We start from the raw sequence: 20,077 nt of genomic DNA on the forward strand, positions 1-20,077 counted from the left end.
CACTTTCTCAAAATTACATACAAAAAATACCTTAAATTCATCTTTGAATAATACAACTTTTTAATATGTTACTTATTTTTATTAATTTATAATGAAAGAATATTGCTAAATAAATAATTAATACCCTAACTGCTTTCCTACAATAATTACTTTTATCCTGTCTTTAATAAACTGTCCTCTAATTATTGTAAAATCATTACATATTCTATTAGGACTTTTACAATCTACACAATACCCTAAAGTAGTACATGGAGTATTTTTCCCTAATCTTTTTGCATCAATTGGAGCAGCGTAACTTCTAACTCTTTTTTCTGCTTCTTCTATATTTTTAACAATCTTATTTATACCAGTTACTAAAATAACCTGTTTAGGTCCATAAATCATTGGTGCAACTCTACTTCCATTCCCATCAATATTATAAAGTTCTCCATCTTCAGTTAATGCATTTGTACTACACATAAAAGTATCAGAAGAAAAGTTTTGTATATAGATTTGTTTTTTCTCTTCACTTGTAATGCCTTCTCTGTACTTATCTAAAAAAGTGTAATTTCCTTTACGCAGAAAATCTATAGTACCTGTTTCAAAGAGTGACATCGAATCACCTACACCAACTACAGAATTTTCATCTATAAGTTCTTTTAAAAGTCCTTTTAATTCAACATCATCCTTAACGAAAAAACCTGCAATATTGCGTTTTCTTAAATTATTTACAGTCCTCTGGATTTGTTGTTCTAAATACCACAAAACATTATTATCCATCCAAATGTATATCCTTTCCGCAAATATAGTTCAAATTTTATTTTTAGATACTAATTATCATACTTCATAATATCTAATTTATGAATCAATTATATCATATTCTGTAAATATCCGATTATTCAAATTTTAAAGAACATTTTTGTCCATCATTTTTACAAATTACATATAAAAAACACCTAAGATAATTAAATCCCAAGTGTTTCTAAAAATATTAATCACTTTCTTTTTTCCTAAGATAATCTTAAATTCTTTATCAAAATTGGTATTCAAAATTAAAAGAAGTTATCTTTTTATCAACATATGAATATAAGAAGATAAGAAGTTGTCTTCTCTAAAAATATTTCAATTCATTAATATTTCTTGTAACATTACTAGTTACATTCTTAGGAACTATTTTTATAACATTATTAAGCGTTAAAAATAGAAACATCCTTATAGCTACAAAATCAACGTTATAGCTATAAGGATATTTTATTGTACATCTCATGTTAAGGTTAAATCATGGTAAAATAGAATGTTTAGTATTATTAATTAACTTATTGTTGTCTTGGTATGACCTTCATCACAATGATAAGTCCCCATTAATCACCCTAAATAATAAGCCACTCTTATCATTCTCATAATTCTACTTGATTTAGAAATATCTTTGTTTGTTATCTTCTTTTACAATTCTTTTAATATCTGTGATATTTATTTTAGCCTATGTTAATGAATAGTGTTGATAATATAGTATATAATAATGGAACCCCTTTTCAAGAGTTCCATTATTTCATAATTTAAGAATGAAACGAAGTAAACTAACTCAATAGTTGTGATTTGATGAGCTTCGCATTATGACATTTTGTTTGTGATAATATTACAAGTTATATTTTTGTTGATTTTTATATTTTTTATCATATTCCCAACCCCAAAAAACTGATAACAACAATACTATAATAGCTGGTATAAATGTTAATAATCCTATCCACCCAAATGCTCCACCACATACGACAATACCTAAAAAAATAAATAATAAATAAAATGTAAAAACAAGGATAGGAAAAACAAATTTATTAAGTCCTGTAATTTTAAAGTAATAAAACAAATAAACGGCAACAAAGTAAATCAAAATAGCAGGTGCAATTACGCTTAATGCTTGCATTACCTGCCAACTTGTGGAACCTACTGCCTCATTTTCATAGCCACCAATATTATTTAAAGCTGGCAAAAACACTTTTAAAATATAAACATATAACATTATGTTAATTAATATAAATCCTCCAAAACCAAATAATTTTCTTCTCATCATTTCACCTTTCTTATCACTAATTCTATTTTAATATTGCATTATAATAATATGAAAATATTCTTTTACCTTGTTATGAATGTATGACAGTATGAAGAATAATTGTTCTGCATATTAACAATAGATTGAGAACAAAAAAATATCACAAATTCAATTCATATTTTGAATAGTTCAATATGATTTTATACATTTTTATTATATTTTCAAGTTTCTTATAGCTAATATTCTTCTAGCTTTTGATTATATTCATAAACAATCTGCTCATTTATATCTTTAGTTATAGTAGATATACTTTTAGGATAATTATTTATTCCATTTTGCTAGTTCTTCTAAAGAATATTTTTTATTACATTTTGTACAATAATAAAAAACTGTAACTTCATATGCTTTATCACATGATGGACCTGTAATAATACCATTAAATTTTTTCATTCCAATATATTTTTTACTTGTTACTTTTTTCATTTTGGTTCCACATATATTACAAATTTTTCTTTTAAATAAAAAATATTTTAATTCATTAAATCCAAATGACCATTGTTTTATATCTCCCAATCTTGCTCCCCCTTAATCTGTTAATCCTACTGGTACTTAAAGTCCAATTAAAATTACAGAATCTTTTGCTTTAACTTTAAGTTTACCTTGATCTATTCCTGATTCAATCTTTGCACCAAATGTCCATATAGTCATTCTTCTAAAAATAATTAAATATTAAATTTACCCTCTAGGTGCATACATTATCACAATAACACCAATAAGTGCTATAACCCCACCAATTAAATCAAATTTATCTGGTGTTACATTATCAATTTTCCATCCCCATAAAATCGATAAAACAATAAATATGCCTCCATAGGCTGCATATACCTTACCGAAATTAGCATTTGAAGGTTGCAATGTTGGAATTATTCCATATAAAATTAATACTATTGCTCCAATAATTCCATACCAAAAACTTTTTCCATCACGTAACCATATCCAAACAAGATATCCACCACCAATTTCAAATATTCCAGCTAATATAAAATAAAATATTGATTTTATAATCTCCATGTATGTCCCCTATGTAAAACTATTTTGTTTATATTATGTTAATTATAACTTACAAAGGAATTATAACATATTAATATACTGTATTATTTATTTTTCAAAGATCATTTTTATAAAATGATTGTTCCTTTATACTTTGCTACATAAAGATCTCCATTTTTAACTCCATCAATTACATTTTGCCTTATAGGATATATCCCCTTTATCTATCCTGGCTAAAATATGGATTATCTCTCAATAGTTTTTTCAATTTGGGATTAGTCTGCTCAATATATTCTTCATCGTGATTAAACATAGTACAATAGAATCCGTCTGCTTTAGATAGTTTTGAAAAGACAGATAACTTTGTAAGAGCATCTGCAGCCTTTGCAATAGTAGTCAACACCTTTTCTTCTTCTTTATCATCTAATGGTATATCTACCAAGTTACTACTTGCAAAATCCTCATACTCCCAATGGGCAGAAGAATCCTTGTCCACACAATCACAAGTATCAGCAGATAGTGAAAGGTATCCATGACCAGGATAGCACATGAAAGCCATTAACGTAATTTTCTTATCTGCATTTTGTTCCGTAAAATCTGAAACAGCTTTTTCCATTTCATTCAAAAGCCTTTGTTCCAACTTTTTATAGTTAATTTTATTAGTGGTGTAGACCACTTCTGTACCACCGTTGTCCCAACTTCTAATAATTTTTTGTAGGATACCATTAGGTTTATAAAAAAAACTAAAATCAATTCTAATCTCTGTTGTGTCCAGTTTTGTTTTGGATGCAATCTTCATAAGGCAGGCGTTTTCGTAATAATATTCTCTGTATGCCTCACTCTTATCACTACAAAAATAAACTTTCGTAGGACCATTCTCCCCTAATAAGTAAACTGTAACATTGTAGAGCGTATCGGCATCCCAATACATTGTTTTTACCCTATCCTCGTGATAAAAATACATAGTTGTATAGTGAAAATGTCCCAAAAACTCACTCATTTCCTCTACGAGAATAATACGCCCTTGCTCGTCAAAGGAATATCGGTAACAATTATTCTTACATATTGGCTCAGCAATCTTTTTTCCTTTTACCTTATATCCATGCAGCTCATTTTCATATGGAAGTACATTATATAATACACCTTTGCTGATAACGGTACTCACACATTTTAACTGGATATCTGCCATTATTTTTGAGAAATTCTTTTTTGCGGCTTTATATTTCATTCTAATATAATTTACCATTTTATCATTCATTGAATTGATCCCTCCTTGTACATTATATAAATTCACCTGATGTTATTTTTAGAGCAATCTTTAAACCATAAACTACACATACTCTTTATATATTATTTTGAGTTGCCAACCTATCTACAAAGGAAAGATTTTCTTGAATAAATGTACTTTCTGGGTATTTTTGTAATTTCTCTTTTGCATAGTCATATGGACTGAGTTTTGTTTTTTCTAAGCCAAGTATAACAGTTCGTACAGGAGTTTTTTTGAAATCTACTCCTGCTCTAAACAATAATTTAATTATGTCCATGCGGCTTCCTCGATTATTCAGTGCCAAAATATTATGATATAAAGACCTTTCTATGCCTTTACAGCTAGTGTACATTTCTTCTAAATTCGCACCATTTTCTAAAAGACATCTTACTGCATCAACAGAATTATAGATAATTGCCCAACAGAGTGCTTTATTCATACTACTGCTATCAATACCATTTGATAGCAAAAAAGAAATCGCCTCTCTATTATTAAAGCTCGCTGCACTTTCTAGTAGAGTTTCTTTATCTCTTGCCCTAGCATTTATAAGGCATCCTTTGCTCAAAAGGTATTCTGCAAAACTTTTATTCCATGAATAGCAAATTAACTGATTTAATGCATTTCTGTTTTGACATCCTTTTCTATTGATATTGGAACCTTTTTCAATAAGGTATCTTGCCATCTCTAACTTTCCTTTTTCTATGCAAGCAAGCATGGCATTGTTTCCTAAAAAATCTCCTTGCTCTAAATCTGCTCCTGCTGCCAATAAAAGATCAACAGCTTGTGTGTTGTGGTTTTGTGCTGCCACATGAAGGGCAGTGCCAGTTTCCTGTATACTTTTCTTTAACTGTGATGGTTTTACATCTACAAGTTTTTCCTTTATAAGCTCAATATCATTTATCCAACAAGCATAAAGTAAAGAATTATCATTTTCCATATACATAACTCCTTTAAATATTTTATAACTTTCTCGTAGTTCATCCCTTGTAAACAGTTTATATTAAAATAATCATAATCTATATAATATGAACTAAACCTCATTGAGTATTTAAAATAATACTTTTAATTAATTTTTATCCCCCTAGCTTATATGATATAGTGGTTATATTTACTTACAAATATGATCAAATTATAACATGTTTATTTAGAATTTTCCTTTATTTGATTTTAATAAATCATTATATAAAAACATCATAGTAATAATAAAACTTGCTATTACTATGGTTATAAACAAAATATTATTAGATATTAATCCCTTTATAATAGGGATTGCTACAAGAAAATAAACTGCAATTAATGGATATAATAACTTCTTGAACACCTGTGTTTTGATAGCTTCCAATATGGTAATATCAAATAGCAATACAGTAGATATTATTAATATCATAGTTGGTATCTTAATATTAATTAGCAACATAAAAAATTCAATTATAGAAACAATAAATAAAATAATTGTTAGATCCCTTGTAAATACCTTTTGTTTCACAACACCATCTCCCATCATAAATCATTATTATGTATATGATAAGATATAAAAATTATATGACTAGTGTTTATTTTATGACCATATTTTAAAACAGTGTTGATATTATAATATAAGGGCGAACTGGCATTGGAATTTGCTTTTTAGAACTCTTAATGAAGATTTGTACAATTAATTGCTTGTCCGCAATCTTTGAGTGGGAGCATGCATTAATTGGACTAAGCTTTATTTTAGAGTTCTTAAAGTAAATTCCTCTGTCCATGAGCTTTATACTACAATATCAACATTCACTTAAAATATAGCCAATTTTATTTATTGTGTTTTTAATGTTACTTGAATGATTTCTGGTCTATTAAAAATTCTTATTGGGAAAATACTGTTACCTAGTCCTCTGCTTACAAACATTGTATATAAATCTTTGTTGTAACCTCCACTTGTATAATTAGGAAATATTCCTTGATCTGGAGCAATCAATCCCCCTATACCAGGAATTCTAAGTTGTCCACCATGTGCATGTCCTGTAAAAATTAAGTCCATATTATTTTGAACATACAAATTGAAAAGTTCAGGCCTATGAGAAAGTAAGATTTTAAAATTTTTATCAGTTGACCACATTTTTAATTGTTCTTCCATTTTACTTATATCTGTACCATCCCTATAGCTAGATGTAAGAAAATCTGGATCAGATAAACCAAATAAATGTATTGAACTACTACCCTTTGAAAGTTTAAATGATTTATCATCAAGAATATAAACACCCATATCTATCAATTTTTCTTTTATTAAAGGAAATTTTCCAGACCAAGCTTCATGATTACCTGAAACATAATATACAGGAGCAATTTTTACGGCACCTGAAACAAACTTTATAGCAGTGTCTAAATCATATTTACGTCTATCTATTAAATCACCTGTAATAACAATTATATCTGGAGAAATACTTTTGACTTTATTTAATAACTTAATTTGATTTTTTCCAAACATTTTATTGTGCAAATCAGAAACATGAGCTATTGTAAAATTATTAAAGTCAGGTGGTATCTTAGAATTGACATAATCATATTTTGAAATCATGATACTATTATTTTGCCAAATACAAAAAAATATAAATCCAATACTAAACATTATAATAGCTAATAACTTAACAACTTTTCTTGGTATCTTTTTAATCATACTAACCTCACAAAACATAGATTTTCTCTACGATTATTACTTTAAAACTTATTATTTGTCTTTATGCACATTCAAATAAATAACTAGTCAGTATGCTAGTTATTTATTTTCATATGCCTTATTAAAATTATGCTATGTTTTATAAGAATAGAATTACTTAAATCTTTTAAGAACACCTTTACTATTAACTGGACTAGTTAAGATTTCTACACCATAAGCACTTACTTTTGTAGGATGATATAAAAAATAATATTTACTTAATAAAAAAAGTCTAACCTATAATATCAATTGATACATGGTTAGACTATATTTCTTTATTCTTTATAGTTATTTGAGCAAATTATTCAGCTGGTTTAGTCACATTAACTACACCATGAGGATGTTCAGGTGGTGCATATATAGCGTATACTTTAAGTGGTTTATCACCTGTATTTATAATATTGTGCCACATACCAGCAGGTATGATGATTGCAAAGTCATCATGGGCATTTGCTTGAAAATCTAATCTTTCTTTGCTTCTTCCCATTTTAACAAGTCCTTCTCCTTCTTCAATACGTATAAACTGATCAGTGTTTGGATGAACCTCTAAACCAATGTCATCACCAACATTGATACTCATCAAAGTAACTTGAAAATGTTCCCCTGTCCATAAACCAGTACGAAAATTATTGTTTTGCTTGGTAGCTTTATCAATATTAATTACTAAAGGTTGTGGACCATAATCTTTCAATACCATTTGGTTACTGCTCATTTCTAATTGTGAGGAATCAAATCTTAAGTTACACTCTGTGTCATCAAAAAGTGTAGTATATGGAACAGCCTTAAAATAAGGATTATTATAATCACAATTATCATTATATATATGGTATGGGGTATCTGAATAATAATCCCATGGATACATTCTAGAATTATTCATCTTGTTTCTTCCTTTATATTAGTTCAAAATTATCATATGTTTTAAGTTTTGCAAATGTGCTATATTAGCTATAGATAATTCGTATATTAAAAGACACTCTTTTAATATACTTTTTTTATTATATGTTGCCAATTCCATGGTAATGGATAACTTTTAACATGTTCAAATTTCTTAATTTCTACTGTTCCAAAAGCTCCTGTTTTTATGTACTGTTTAAACAATATTTAACTCTTTCAAAATAAAAAAATCCAAAGTAAAAATTTACATTTCTACTTTGGACAATATTTTGGTGGCTCACCCGGGAATCGAACCCGGGACACCATGATTAAAAGTCATGTGCTCTACCGACTGAGCTAGTGAACCAAATGGTGCGTTTTAAGGGATTCGAACCCCTGGCCCACGCCTTAGAAGGGCGTTGCTCTATCCAGCTGAGCTAAAAACGCATAATTTAAAATATTAATCTTATAATCAAGTTTTAAACTTTAATACTTAAGTTATTCAGGAATTAAATCCCTTGCAACTTGACTGCTTGTTTATTATAGGATACATAATATAAATTGTCAACACTATTTTTACATTTTAACTATAAATATTCTAAGATAGTATAAATTTAGATATTTATTTCATATTTAATCATAAGCAATTCAGTAAAAAAATCAATAAACTTTAATTATATTTTAATATAATGCTATGTTTTAATATATTTTATAATAAATTTTACTCATGTAATTCTAATGGTAATCCATCTGGATCAGAGAAGAATGTCATTTTCTTATTAGTAAATTCATCTATTCTTATAGGCTCTGTTTCTATTCCTTTTTCATTTAATTCACTTATTATATCCTCTATGCATTCCACTTTAAATGCTAAATGTCTTAAGCCACAGGCCTCTGGCCCTGATACTCTTTTAGGACTATTATGCATTCCAAATATCTCAAGTTCACAATCTCCAAACTTTAAATCTAACTTATAATCACCTCTATCAGGTCTATAATTTTCCCTGATTATATTAAAGCCCAACTTATTTACATAAAAATCTTTAGATTTTTCATAATCCGATACTATTATTGCTATATGGTGAATTGTATTTAAGTTCATGTTTTTGTCATCTCCTTTTACTATCCATTGTATATATATTATACTATTATAACAACTACATTTTGAACAAAGATTAGATATAAACAATGTAAATAGTAAAGAAGCTATCTNNAGATAGCTTCTTTACTATTTTAACAATTTATTTTTTCTAAAATCACTTCATTGACTCGATAATGCTGTTAGAAAGATCATCCATGGAATTCGTATCATCTTCTTTCATAGCTGAGTTCAATGACATCTCATTATCTAAAATAGTCATTTCTTTCATCTCATCCAAAAGTTTATGCATCAACTTACCAGATTGAGGAGCCCATGATCCATTTTCTATGAGAGCAAAGGTACGTTTTTGAAGATTCAATGCTTTCATATCCATTATATAACTCAACATAGGAGGATAAATGTTTAAATTGTATGTTACACAGGCAAGAACTACATGACTATATTTGAATGTCTCAGAAATTAAATGTGAAACGTGAGTTTTTGAAACGTCATACATGACTACATTTGTCATTCCCTTTTCCACTAGTCTTGTTGCTAAATCATTAGCAGCAGCCTCTGTATTACCATACATTGTTCCATAAACAATCATGACACCTTTTTCTTCTGGCTCATAACGACTCCACTTATCATACTTGTCTAGTAAGTACGCAAAATCATTACGCCATACTGGTCCATGCAACGGGCAAATAATTTTTATTTCAAGACCGCCAGCTTTTTTTAGCAGTGCCTGAACATGAGCACCATACTTTCCTACAATGTTTGTATAGTATCTTCTAGCTTCATCAATCCAATCACGGTCAAAGTTAACCTCGTCATTAAACAGCTTACCATCCAGAGCTCCAAAAGATCCAAAAGCATCAGCAGAAAATAATGCCCCATTAGTTGTATCATATGTTACCATAGCTTCTGGCCAATGCACCATTGGAGCAGCTACAAACATAACGTCATGTTTTCCAAATGACATTTTATTTCCTTCTTTGACTTCTATTACTTTACCATCGATATCAAAACCAAACTGACGCATAAACATAGAAGCTTTTTCTGTGCATACAATCTTTACATCTGGATAACGAAGCATAATTTCTTCAATGCACGCTGCATGATCTGGTTCCACGTGATTGATTACCATATAATCTAAAGGCCTATCGCCTAAAACCGCTTTAATATTCTCAAGGAACTGACGACAAATTGACCAATCCACCGTATCAAAGAGTACAGTCTTCTCATCTAAAAGTAGATAAGAATTATAGGAAACACCCCGTGAAATTGGATGAATATTTTCAAAAAGAGCAAGGCGACGATCATTGCCACCGACCCAATAAAGATCTTCTGTTATTTTTCTAACACAATACATTAATTTAATCCTCCTTTACACTAAATACATTTTTTTCTGTTTACTTAATTGTGTATATTATACTTCTATAAACATATTTTTTTCTTCACCACAAGCAGGGCAAGTCCAATCTTCAGGTACATTTTCAAAAAGTGTTCCTGGAACTACTTCACCTTCAGAATCACCAACGCTAGGATCATATTCGTACCCACATCCGTTGCAGACATAATGTTTCCAAGTTGGAACAGCCTTCTTTGGAATTGATCTCTTCATCTTTTTCATTGGAGGCGCCTCCTTCTTAGGTTCTCCATTATCTAAAGCTGCAGTAAGTAATGGCAAGATTTCTTTTAAATCTCCAACAATCCCGTAATCTGCATTCTTGAAAATTTTTGCATTAGGATTAATATTTATAGCAACAATTGTCGTAGCATCTTTTATGCCTTTTAAATGTTGACCTGCGCCTGAAATACCGCAAGCAATATAAAGATTTCCCCTGAATTTTTGACCAGACATACCAACATAACGATTTAGTGGTAAATACTTAAGTGTTTCAGCTACTGGACGTGAAGAGCCTATAGCTGCACCTACTTGTGTTGATAAATCTTCTATAAGTTTCATATTTTCTTTTTCCCCTATGCCTAAGCCTGCGCTGACTACTCTTTCAGCCTTACTGATAGGAGTATCTATAGGAATTCCAACTGTAAAATCATAACCTTCTGCTTTAAGAGCTTCCACAAGGTCCTTAACTCTCTCTTCTGGAGTTCCTTTCTTGAAAATCATTTTTTTACGATAACCTGTCTCAGGTTCATGTTGATAAACTTTACCTGGACGCTCTGCCTTTGGCATTTTACCTATTATTTGAGAAGAAATAACAAGACGTTGAATTTCATTGGTTCCTTCATATATTGTACAAATCTTAGCATCTCTGTACGCACGTTCAACTTCCATGCCTTTAAGATAACCACTTCCTCCAAATATTTGAAGTGCATCATTAACAATTTCAAGACAAACGTCAGAAGCGTATTGTTTAGCCATTGCTGCTTCCATAATATAGCTCTCATGATTTCCTTTCAATTCTGCTGCACTGTAAACAAGCAATCTGGCTGCTCTAAGCTTTGTAGCCATATCCGCCAATTTAAAAGCAATAACCTGTTGCTGACAGATAGGTTTTCCAAATTGTACTCTTTCTTTTGAATACTCCAATGCATGCTCATAAGCGCCTTGTGCAATACCAAGTGCCTGAGCTGCAATACCGATACGACCACCATCCAATGTAGACATAGCAATCTTAAAGCCTTCGCCCTCTTTACCAAGCAAATTTTCTTTAGGAACTTTTACATCATTGAAAATCAGTTCTGCAGTAGCAGAAGAGCGAATACCCATCTTGTCGTAATGTTTACCAAAACTAAATCCTTCCCAGCCCTTCTCTACAATGAATGCACTGATACCACGAATACCTATATTAGGTGTAGTAATTGCAAAAACCACATAAATATCAGCCTTACCTGCATTAGTTATGAATATCTTTTCTCCATTTAAAATATAATAATCACCTTCTAAGACAGCAGTAGTCTCTGTACCTCCAGCATCACTACCAGCATTTTCCTCTGTGAGACCGAAAGCACCAATTTTTTCCCCTTTAGCTAAAGGAACTAAATATTTCTTTTTTTGTTCTTCTGTCCCATAGGCAGCAATTGGATATGAACCCAAAGATGTATGAGCAGAAAGAATTACACCTGTACCACCATCCACTCTTGATAATTCCTCAACAGCAATTGCATAACTGATTACATCCAGACCTGCTCCTCCATACTTTTTCGAATATGGAATCCCCATCATTCCCATATCAGCTAACTTATGAATGGCTTCTTCTGGGAATTTATTTTCCTGATCTAACATAAATGCAATAGGTTTAACTTCTTCTTCAGCAAACTCTCTTATTTTTGTCCTCAAATTTTCATGTTGTACCATAGTCTTAAAAAACATATATTTCCCTCCTTTTAATCAATACATTATCATAAATCCTCTTCCATAAAATCTGTAAAACCACAATCTTGAGCTTCTATAAGCAAAATTTCTTAAACTCAGATAACTCATTTACTTCTTTTTTTGTTTTTACAAGCCATTAAATAATATATTGTATATTATTACATATTGTGAAATATATTTATTTAATGTATATATTTACTTTATAAATCTATTATATTACTTAAAACCATTTATTACAACCCTATTTTTATTTTTTAATAATAATTATTATTTATATCTTCTTGAGTAAATCCAAAGTATTCATCATATATATCCATTCTTAATTTCTTTATATTAATGAATGTACTCTATAAACTAGATACTAAAAAAGCACTACACTAAACATAAATTTAGTGCAGTGCTTGCATTGGGTAAACTTACATAAAAGAGCTAATCCTTTTGTTACTTTTCCGTTCTAGGAAGACCTCTTGTAGGTTTATGCAATTTTTCTCCTGTTTCCATATTGCTATCTGATGATTTATTATCATTCCTATTTTTATTAAATTTATTTTTTGCCATTTTTCTCACCTCAATTTCAGTTTTTCCTTCTTATAAAATTTATATTCAACAATCTATCTTAGATTAAATTTAATGTACAATTTAAATAGAGAACAATTATAAAGTCATATATTTTACTTTAACACCATCAATATCAAGTAACTCATTTTCAAGTATTTTTATTTTATCTAAATCAGAATCAATATGTAAAATTATCAATCCTTGCTCAGAACAATAATGATTGATATATTCAATTTTATTACTTAACTATGATATAATAAATCTAACTTATTGGAGGTGTATTTTATGAATGTTTGTGATACATTCAGCTATAAATCAGCTTGCTCCTTGCAAGGACTACAACAAAGTAAGCTATGCTTTGTATGGAGCCTAAGCTGTTAATTTAGCTGAAATGCTCATATATCTTAGGTTCTGTAACACATAGCTTTTTTAGTATTCTTTGCTTTAATACTATGATAAATATTAAGGAGTAAAGAAATGAAATATGCAAAAGCACACGATGTGTTACCAGAGGAAATCGTTAAAATAATACAAGAATATGTAGACGGAAAATATCTTTATGTACCTAGAAAAAATGAAAATCATAAAGCCTGGGGAGAAAAGAGTGGTATAAAGAGTAGTCTTAAGTTTAGAAATAATGAAATTTATAAAAAATACCTTAATGGGACTACTATTAACGAACTAACTCAAGAATATTATCTGTCTGAAAAAAGTATAAGAAGAATAATAGGTGAAGAAAAGCGTATTTGCTCATAATTATTACAGAATCATTTATTAGATTGAGTTCCTATTTTAAATAGTGTTATGATTTCATTGTGGCGATCCACTGAAAGTTATCATTTCTAATTTAAAATATGATTCTTAAGTAAAATTATTGTGAGTATGTAATGTATTTTAAATTTCGATGATTATTATTACTTTCAGTTGGAGTAATAATAATCATCTTTTTTATTTAAGCCAAAATAAACTTTAAAGTAATGCCTTATTTACTTAAATAAATAAATAATAAAAATAACAGAAAAGAGGTGCTAAATTTTATGAAAGCCTTTATAAAAAGATATGAATATAATTATATAAAAAAATGTTTATTCGATTTAAATAATACTTTCAGAAATTGTGTAGATCCTAATATCGTTGAAACAAACAAAGCATATATACAGGGAAAGATATTACGTCTTTTTACAGATTTATCTGAGGAAGAAGAAAAGCTACTTGATATCAGTAAAATAACTGATCCATTATACATTGAACAGTATTCAAATAAGCTAAAAGAATATGTATATGAAATGCCAAATATAACAAATGCACAAATTAGTAAATTGTTTAGAAAAGAAAAGAAATTAAAAGTACCAGACTTAACTGAGCATGATTCAACGAATGTTTATTTAGGTTGGGTTGATGAATCAATTAGAAAATTATTTATAGCTTATAATATGAATGGTAAACTTATAGGTATGTCATGTAGACTTCAAAATTATGCTTCTAACAACACTCACATATGCGCCCTTTGCAATCATATAGGTCGTGAAAATGAAGTAGCTTTTGTTTCACCTATATGTAAAACAGATAACGCTAGTAAAGGTGCTTATAAATCCATAGGATTTGATATATGTTTAGATAGCGATAAGTGTAATGAAAGAATTATATCTGTTGAAAAACTAGAGAAAATCTTAAAGACTGTTAACAATATAAAAGAATGATGACTACTCCTTACGTACATTCTGTAAAAGTGAAGAATAAAGAAATAAATTATAAACTAGACTTTTAAGCCTAAAGTACCTTAAATCATACTTTAGGCTATTTTCCAAAAATCATTTATTTCAATATTCCAATCAATGAATATAAATTAAAAATGAATATTCATTAAAAGAAAATTTCTATGCAAATTTATAAATCGTTTTATTTTTTCAATTATAAAGTCATATATTTTACTTTAACACCATCAATCTCAAGCAAATCATTTTCAAGTACTTTTATTTCCTCTAAGCTAGAATGAATATGTAAAATTATCAATCCTTGCTCAGAACAAGAATTTTTACTAACTTCATGAAGGCCAACTCTAGTTTTTATAATGCATCCATGTTTAGTTAAAATGGTTTGTACTTCTGGTGCATGAGCACTTCTAGGATCAATAGTTACTGCCATAATTATAGTTTCCATAAATTACATCTCCTTGTTTTCATGTTTTAAATTATTATATCCAAGTAAAATATAATTATACTGCTTCCCCCTCTTTATACTTTAAATTAATACTATCATATTAAATATGCTTATTACAATATTATACAAAACATGTAAATCAATCATATTATAAACTAATACTTTAGATAAAATTGCAATTATAAATTCATCAACTCATCTACAAATGCTGGTCTTTTTTTATACATTTTAACTAAATCATTTACTATTTCTTCTTTATAGTTTTTACCTGATATTTTTCTATATCTTTTAATTATTTTGCATACTTCTTGATAATTTTTTCTATTTGATGAATGACTTGCTGATAACATTATAAAATTCTTATAAATTTCTATAACATCATCTTTAAATTTATGTATTAATTTATCAGCATACACTTCTATTTCACTAGGATTGCTCTTTAAAAATCCCATTAATTCATCTAAATCATTTTCTTCTAGAATAAGTTTAAGATATATATTGCCTCTATTTAGATTTCTATTATTTTTAATCTCTTGTTTCAAATTATTATAAAATGTCACTTCATCCTCTTCAGTTAATTCTTTTAATTTCTTATAATATTTAAATTCTCCATGAAATAATAATTCTTTAGCCAATGCTTCTTGTTCTTTTTTAAGCCCTAATTCCTCATAGGCTATATATCTCAGTTCTTTCCATTTTAATACTAAACCTATATATACTTTGTCTTGTTCTTCTCCATCTAATGCCACATCTATAGCATTATAATATTTTCCTTCGTTCATATATCTATTTATAAGCATTTCTCTGAAATATGTAAACTGAATATTCTTCTTTATAAAATTCTCTACCTCTTCATTTGTAGAATACTTATCTAACATTTGAAAAATTATTTCTAGCATACTTTCATTTGTGTATTTCATATAATCTTTATTAGAACTTTTGTTAATTAAGTCCTCTATTTTAATTTTCAACTTATTTCTAAATTCCTTAACATCAGAAAATTCAACACATATTTTTAACAAATCAACTCTATAATCTTCCCAACCATCAAATACTGTATTATCAACTGTTAATAATAGTTTATTAAGCATGCTCTCTCTTAATCTTATATCTGACTCATCACTATTAATTATAATTTCTTCTATTAAATCTAAAGTTTCTGTTACTAAATCACCAATTTCACCATTAGAATCGTCTGCATATTGAAATGCTTCTATACATTCATGCAAAAATAAAAATGCAATATCTAAACTTAATAATATATTTTTCTCACGCCTTACTAATTCCAACAAATCTTCCATCTCATTTGTAAATATACTAACATCTCTATAAGTTATAAATCCTTCTCTTCCTGTATATTTTCTCACTATAGAATCTATTAAATTTTTAATTCCATCTATTTGTTGTGCATCACCACATTTTGAATATTTAACAATGATACTGTTTTTTAAGGTTTTATCATTGTTAGCTATATTACATATGATACTTATCAATTCCTCTTTAGAAAGATCTTTTAATACTTCCTCTATAGGTATTTGCTTTGGAACTGTTTTTCTATATTCTTCATCATTACTAATATTATCTAAAATTTCAGCTAATTTTAAATAAGCTGCTACCTCATGCTTACATATTGGACCAAAATCATATGAACAATCACACTCTGAAGATAATATCTCTCCACACTCATCTATTTTTACTACTACTTCATACTCATCGCTACCTTGAATTATAAAAACATACTGATTTTCTCCTTCAGTATAGTATTCTGTTATATTATCATCATAATAATAATCATAGCCTCTACTTAAAATAGTCTTGTTTATGTACTCTTGAAAATTCTCTATATTCATATCTATTTCCCCTTTAGTTAAATGTAGTTATGTAAAAAAACATCAGTCTTTTTGATACTGATGTTTAACAAACTTTATATAATTCAAAATTTTATATTCGCAAATTTCTTATTAATAAAGTACTCTTCTGTAAGTAAATCATCTCTAACAGAGTTAGTAAATCTAATATGATTTTTATAACTTTCATTTTTGTCTTTTCTTATCCAAAAGATATCTAAAAAACACATTCCCTTTGCTGCTAAAAATACTTCCCATTCATCCCAATATTCTAAATTATAGTACTCTAAATAACAATCTAAATTCATTCTATTGTATGGTATTATTCTATCAACAATAAATTCTCTTATTACTTCACTTGGAACTTTTCTAATTTTTCTAGTAAATAGTCCATAAAATTCAGCAGGATACAAGCTAAGATCCTCAATCTCTTCATTTTTCTTAAAACTATATTCATCACATACTAAATCATAAGATAGATCTCCTAAATAATGTTCCTCATTCATTAATTCTACAGTCTCTAATTTTGATTTTGGAATAAGCATCTCTTCGTCCCTCAATTCTATTCTTTAACTTTTATTACACAATCTTTTCTATAAAATGAAATACCATACTTTATTATATTTTCATATCCTTCTTCTTTAAGTTCTTCTTCGTAATTTTTTGCATCAATTTGTGCTAATGCTTCATCACATTTCTTAAAAATATCTTTAGGTTTATCACATACTTTAAGTTCTAATATGACGCATGGCTCAAATATTGAAAGTGATTTTATAAATATATCACTTCTGCCATCTCCGGCTTCTCTGTTAGACTTCACTAAAAAGTCATGCATATTAGCTAATACGCCAAGAGTAAATCCATGATAGAAATTTTCATAAGCATCATTAAAACTTATAGTTTGTCTAAGCATTGCATTTAATTCTTTTTGAAAGGTTTGAGCATCTTTATTAAAAATAGCACTATACATTGTAGATAAATCTTTTACTTTAACTTTATCATGAAACCACTTTAATATTTTGTTTTTAAAAATATATTTAACTTCTTTATTAGGTATTTTAAGAGTTATATAGCGATTATCTTCTTCATCCATTCTTTCACTTACTTTTTTGAAGTAACCCGTAAAGAACATAAAGTTCCACAAATTATCCATACTATCATACATTTCATTATAAGTTATATCTTCATGAACCTTTTTTTCTATAGTTTTTCCCTCAATTAATGACTCTATTTCACGTTTTGTTACACTATCAGCTCTTTCAATTAAACTCTTAACAATACTATTTGAACTTGTATTTGCCCAATAAGATGATGGAAATACATTATTGTTAATTTTTAAATCTTTTACGAATCGTACAGCGCTCCAGGGATTATAAACTTTAGCATCACCAAAAATATAACCATTGTACCATTCTTTGATTAATGCTCCCTTATCGCTTAAATTATAATCTTCAAGCATTTTATTTATATCTTCTTGAGTAAATCCAAAGTATTCATCATATGATTTATTTAAAATTGATATAATTTCTAAATTGTTAAGTCCTGTAAATATACTTTCTCTACTAATTCTTAAACAACCTGTTATTACAGAAAACTCTAAAGAAGAATTTGTTTTTAAAGCTGATTCAAAAAGTGATCTTAAAAATGCTATCATTTTATCATAAAAGCCCTCAAAGAACGCATTTTCAAGAGGTACATCATATTCATCAATAAGTATTATTACTTTTTTGTTATGATACTTTTCTAAACATTGACTAAGAAAAAATATTGAGTCAGTGTAATCTCCTTCATCACCTTGCTCTTTTAATATTTTTAAAAACCTTTCTTTTTCATTTTTTAAATTTTCACTTTTTAATATATATTCATGTCTCTTATATTCTTCTGCTATTCTTCTTGCAATAGAAATATACGCTAATTCAAAATTAGGTTGCTTTGCAGATTTCAAAGAAAGATTAATTACAGGATACTGTCCCATATGAGAAACATACTCTTCTCCTGCCTCCATTATATTTAGATTTTCAAAAAGATAAGAATTATTTTCTTCTCTCTTTTCAAAATAATATTGAAGCATACTCATATTTAAAGTTTTTCCGAATCTTCTTGGTCTTGTAAATAAATTCACGTCTGCTTTATTGTCTAGTAAATCTTTTATTAATAATGTTTTATCTATATAATAATAATCTCTCGTTATTAATTTTTCAAAATTATCTACTCCTATTGGTAGTGCCTTTAAATTCATAACAAACCTCCATTTTTTAACTTATACATTATAGTAATCAATTGTATTATCTCTATTATATCCAAAAGCTTCTTATTATTAAACCTAAAACCATCTAATATCCTATGTCACCATATTAAAAAATCAAACACCTTAAATATCTCCTCTTTAAAACTGCACTAAAAATACTAGGGGAAGAACAGATATTAATTGGGTATTTTGATTTACATTCCTTATAGTTAATCTAAAACGAGGAGTTGGTAAGACTACTCCTTGTGTAAATTTAGCATTTACATTCCCCTTATAGTTAATCTAAACCTAAATCTTCTATTTTTAAACCATCTATTATTATATTATTTACATTCCTTATAGTTAATCTAAAACTCTTTCTCTAGTTCCTTTTCTAAGTCCTTAATTTGAGATTTACATTCCTTATAGTTAATCTAAAACGATATGCAATCGTAAGCTGTGGAAAAGGGAATGACTAATTTACATTCCTTATAGTTAATCTAAAACCTAAAATATCATTTTTAAAACTCAATGAAATTGTTAAATTTACATTCCTTATAGTTAATCTAAAACGGTGATGTTTTGGGTAGATTGAGTACATGTAAATCTTGATTTACATTCCTTATAGTTAATCTAAAACGAGGGTACGGGAGAGGGAGATGTTACTATTCCTGGAGATTTACATTCCTTATAGTTAATCTAAAACACCATTAGGCCCGCCTAGGATTCCATCTACTGAATAATTTACATTCCTTATAGTTAATCTAAAACACAAAATAGAAAATTATACTTGAAAGTTTTCACAAAAATTTACATTCCTTATAGTTAATCTAAAACCTATAATCCAAATACCAATAAGTATCATTGATATAAAATTTACATTCCTTATAGTTAATCTAAAACCCTCTCACAACTTCTTCATTTCCTAATTGTCCTGCAATATTTACATT

18 protein-coding genes, 2 tRNA genes, 1 pseudogene and 1 CRISPR repeat array (1 of these 22 only partly in view) are annotated in these 20,077 nt (G+C 28.2%); of the genes and pseudogenes, 2 read left to right on the plus strand and 19 right to left on the minus strand.

What is annotated here, in order from left to right; all coding sequences use genetic code 11:
- Positions 1-117: 117 nt before the first annotated feature.
- From NG904_RS00295 to NG904_RS00365, 15 genes and pseudogenes are all read right to left on the minus strand, one after another.
- Entirely contained in the window at positions 118-759 is a 642-nt protein-coding gene (locus NG904_RS00295; protein ID WP_252229017.1) for a lactate utilization protein, read from the minus strand.
- Positions 760-1,615: 856 nt separating this feature from the next.
- Positions 1,616-2,047, minus strand: a complete 432-nt coding sequence (locus NG904_RS00300) for a hypothetical protein (RefSeq protein ID WP_252229019.1) — start codon at positions 2,045-2,047, stop codon at positions 1,616-1,618.
- Positions 2,048-2,347: 300 nt separating this feature from the next.
- Complete coding sequence (locus NG904_RS00305; RefSeq protein WP_252215640.1) at positions 2,348-2,599, minus strand: hypothetical protein; 252 nt, start codon at positions 2,597-2,599, stop codon at positions 2,348-2,350.
- Between the two features lie 162 nt (positions 2,600-2,761).
- Positions 2,762-3,097 carry a YnfA family protein gene (locus NG904_RS00310; protein ID WP_252229020.1) on the minus strand — a complete coding sequence of 112 codons (336 nt, stop codon included), beginning with the start codon at positions 3,095-3,097 and terminating at the stop codon, positions 2,762-2,764.
- Positions 3,098-3,296: 199 nt separating this feature from the next.
- Positions 3,297-4,334 carry a hypothetical protein gene (locus NG904_RS00320; protein ID WP_252229100.1) on the minus strand — a complete coding sequence of 346 codons (1,038 nt, stop codon included), beginning with the start codon at positions 4,332-4,334 and terminating at the stop codon, positions 3,297-3,299.
- Between the two features lie 85 nt (positions 4,335-4,419).
- A complete protein-coding gene (locus NG904_RS00325) occupies positions 4,420-5,280 on the minus strand; it encodes an ankyrin repeat domain-containing protein (RefSeq protein WP_252229022.1) in 861 nt (286 codons plus the stop codon).
- A gap of 207 nt (positions 5,281-5,487) precedes the next feature.
- Positions 5,488-5,829, minus strand: a complete 342-nt coding sequence (locus NG904_RS00330; RefSeq protein WP_252229024.1) for a hypothetical protein — start codon at positions 5,827-5,829, stop codon at positions 5,488-5,490.
- A gap of 309 nt (positions 5,830-6,138) precedes the next feature.
- Positions 6,139-6,999: a metallophosphoesterase gene (locus tag NG904_RS00335; RefSeq protein ID WP_252229026.1), complete on the minus strand. Its 861-nt coding sequence runs from the start codon at positions 6,997-6,999 to the stop codon at positions 6,139-6,141.
- Between the two features lie 340 nt (positions 7,000-7,339).
- Positions 7,340-7,915, minus strand: a complete 576-nt coding sequence (locus NG904_RS00340) for a cupin domain-containing protein (RefSeq protein ID WP_252229028.1) — start codon at positions 7,913-7,915, stop codon at positions 7,340-7,342.
- Positions 7,916-8,016: 101 nt separating this feature from the next.
- Positions 8,017-8,121 (minus strand): annotated as a pseudogene (locus NG904_RS17595) (DUF3888 domain-containing protein); the annotation flags it as partial.
- A gap of 81 nt (positions 8,122-8,202) precedes the next feature.
- Positions 8,203-8,278, minus strand: a tRNA-Lys gene (locus NG904_RS00345).
- 3 nt (positions 8,279-8,281) lie between these two features.
- Positions 8,282-8,358: transfer RNA gene (locus tag NG904_RS00350), tRNA-Arg, on the minus strand.
- A gap of 274 nt (positions 8,359-8,632) precedes the next feature.
- Complete coding sequence (gene gloA2 / locus NG904_RS00355) at positions 8,633-9,013, minus strand: SMU1112c/YaeR family gloxylase I-like metalloprotein (protein ID WP_252229030.1); 381 nt, start codon at positions 9,011-9,013, stop codon at positions 8,633-8,635.
- Positions 9,014-9,167: 154 nt separating this feature from the next.
- On the minus strand, positions 9,168-10,367 hold the full coding sequence (locus NG904_RS00360) for an FprA family A-type flavoprotein (protein ID WP_252229031.1): 1,200 nt from the start codon (positions 10,365-10,367) through the stop codon (positions 9,168-9,170).
- A 57-nt stretch (positions 10,368-10,424) separates the two neighbouring features.
- Complete coding sequence (locus NG904_RS00365) at positions 10,425-12,332, minus strand: acyl-CoA dehydrogenase family protein (protein ID WP_252229033.1); 1,908 nt, start codon at positions 12,330-12,332, stop codon at positions 10,425-10,427.
- Positions 12,333-13,370: 1,038 nt separating this feature from the next.
- Here NG904_RS00365 and NG904_RS00370 point away from each other — a divergent pair.
- Both NG904_RS00370 and NG904_RS00375 read left to right on the plus strand, forming a co-directional pair.
- Positions 13,371-13,649, plus strand: coding sequence for a CD3324 family protein (locus NG904_RS00370; protein ID WP_252229035.1), 279 nt, complete (start codon positions 13,371-13,373; stop codon positions 13,647-13,649).
- Positions 13,650-13,930: 281 nt separating this feature from the next.
- Positions 13,931-14,593 (plus strand): FusB/FusC family EF-G-binding protein, encoded by a 663-nt coding sequence (locus NG904_RS00375; RefSeq protein ID WP_252229037.1) that lies wholly within the window; start codon positions 13,931-13,933, stop codon positions 14,591-14,593.
- Positions 14,594-14,804: 211 nt separating this feature from the next.
- On the opposite strand, the gene NG904_RS00380 is transcribed toward NG904_RS00375, so the two are convergent.
- From NG904_RS00380 to NG904_RS00395, 4 genes are all read right to left on the minus strand, one after another.
- Positions 14,805-15,053 carry a CPF_0552 family protein gene (locus NG904_RS00380; protein WP_252223934.1) on the minus strand — a complete coding sequence of 83 codons (249 nt, stop codon included), beginning with the start codon at positions 15,051-15,053 and terminating at the stop codon, positions 14,805-14,807.
- 179 nt (positions 15,054-15,232) lie between these two features.
- Positions 15,233-16,903, minus strand: a complete 1,671-nt coding sequence (locus tag NG904_RS00385) for an SWIM zinc finger family protein (RefSeq protein WP_252229039.1) — start codon at positions 16,901-16,903, stop codon at positions 15,233-15,235.
- An 83-nt stretch (positions 16,904-16,986) separates the two neighbouring features.
- Positions 16,987-17,445 carry a hypothetical protein gene (locus NG904_RS00390; RefSeq protein WP_252229041.1) on the minus strand — a complete coding sequence of 153 codons (459 nt, stop codon included), beginning with the start codon at positions 17,443-17,445 and terminating at the stop codon, positions 16,987-16,989.
- A 17-nt stretch (positions 17,446-17,462) separates the two neighbouring features.
- Positions 17,463-19,139 carry an AAA family ATPase gene (locus NG904_RS00395; RefSeq protein ID WP_165415376.1) on the minus strand — a complete coding sequence of 559 codons (1,677 nt, stop codon included), beginning with the start codon at positions 19,137-19,139 and terminating at the stop codon, positions 17,463-17,465.
- Between the two features lie 334 nt (positions 19,140-19,473).
- A CRISPR array of direct repeats spans positions 19,474-20,077; the repeat unit is 29 nt; unit sequence ATTTACATTCCTTATAGTTAATCTAAAAC (it continues 2,389 nt past the right edge of the window).

This window comes from Clostridium sp. ZBS15, from assembly GCF_023845705.1.
Taxonomy (GTDB): domain Bacteria; phylum Bacillota; class Clostridia; order Clostridiales; family Clostridiaceae; genus Clostridium; species Clostridium aquiflavi.

Bases quoted from the DNA above. Each gene is read 5' to 3' on its own strand.
- NG904_RS00310 (WP_252229020.1), bottom strand. From the start codon at position 3,097: ATGGAGATTATAAAATCAATATTTTATTTTATATTAGCTGGAATATTT.
- NG904_RS00365 (WP_252229033.1), bottom strand. From the start codon at position 12,332: ATGTTTTTTAAGACTATGGTACAACATGAAAATTTGAGGACAAAAATA.
- NG904_RS00335 (WP_252229026.1), bottom strand. From the start codon at position 6,999: ATGATTAAAAAGATACCAAGAAAAGTTGTTAAGTTATTAGCTATTATA.
- NG904_RS00295 (WP_252229017.1), bottom strand. From the start codon at position 759: ATGGATAATAATGTTTTGTGGTATTTAGAACAACAAATCCAGAGGACT.
- NG904_RS00360 (WP_252229031.1), bottom strand. From the start codon at position 10,367: ATGTATTGTGTTAGAAAAATAACAGAAGATCTTTATTGGGTCGGTGGC.
- NG904_RS00395 (WP_165415376.1), bottom strand. From the start codon at position 19,139: ATGAATTTAAAGGCACTACCAATAGGAGTAGATAATTTTGAAAAATTA.
- NG904_RS00370 (WP_252229035.1), top strand. From the start codon at position 13,371: ATGAAATATGCAAAAGCACACGATGTGTTACCAGAGGAAATCGTTAAA.
- gloA2 (WP_252229030.1), bottom strand. From the start codon at position 9,013: ATGAACTTAAATACAATTCACCATATAGCAATAATAGTATCGGATTAT.
- NG904_RS00385 (WP_252229039.1), bottom strand. From the start codon at position 16,903: ATGAATATAGAGAATTTTCAAGAGTACATAAACAAGACTATTTTAAGT.
- NG904_RS00375 (WP_252229037.1), top strand. From the start codon at position 13,931: ATGAAAGCCTTTATAAAAAGATATGAATATAATTATATAAAAAAATGT.
- NG904_RS00340 (WP_252229028.1), bottom strand. From the start codon at position 7,915: ATGAATAATTCTAGAATGTATCCATGGGATTATTATTCAGATACCCCA.
- NG904_RS00380 (WP_252223934.1), bottom strand. From the start codon at position 15,053: ATGGAAACTATAATTATGGCAGTAACTATTGATCCTAGAAGTGCTCAT.
- NG904_RS00325 (WP_252229022.1), bottom strand. From the start codon at position 5,280: ATGGAAAATGATAATTCTTTACTTTATGCTTGTTGGATAAATGATATT.
- NG904_RS00320 (WP_252229100.1), bottom strand. From the start codon at position 4,334: ATGAATGATAAAATGGTAAATTATATTAGAATGAAATATAAAGCCGCA.
- NG904_RS00300 (WP_252229019.1), bottom strand. From the start codon at position 2,047: ATGATGAGAAGAAAATTATTTGGTTTTGGAGGATTTATATTAATTAAC.
- NG904_RS00390 (WP_252229041.1), bottom strand. From the start codon at position 17,445: ATGCTTATTCCAAAATCAAAATTAGAGACTGTAGAATTAATGAATGAG.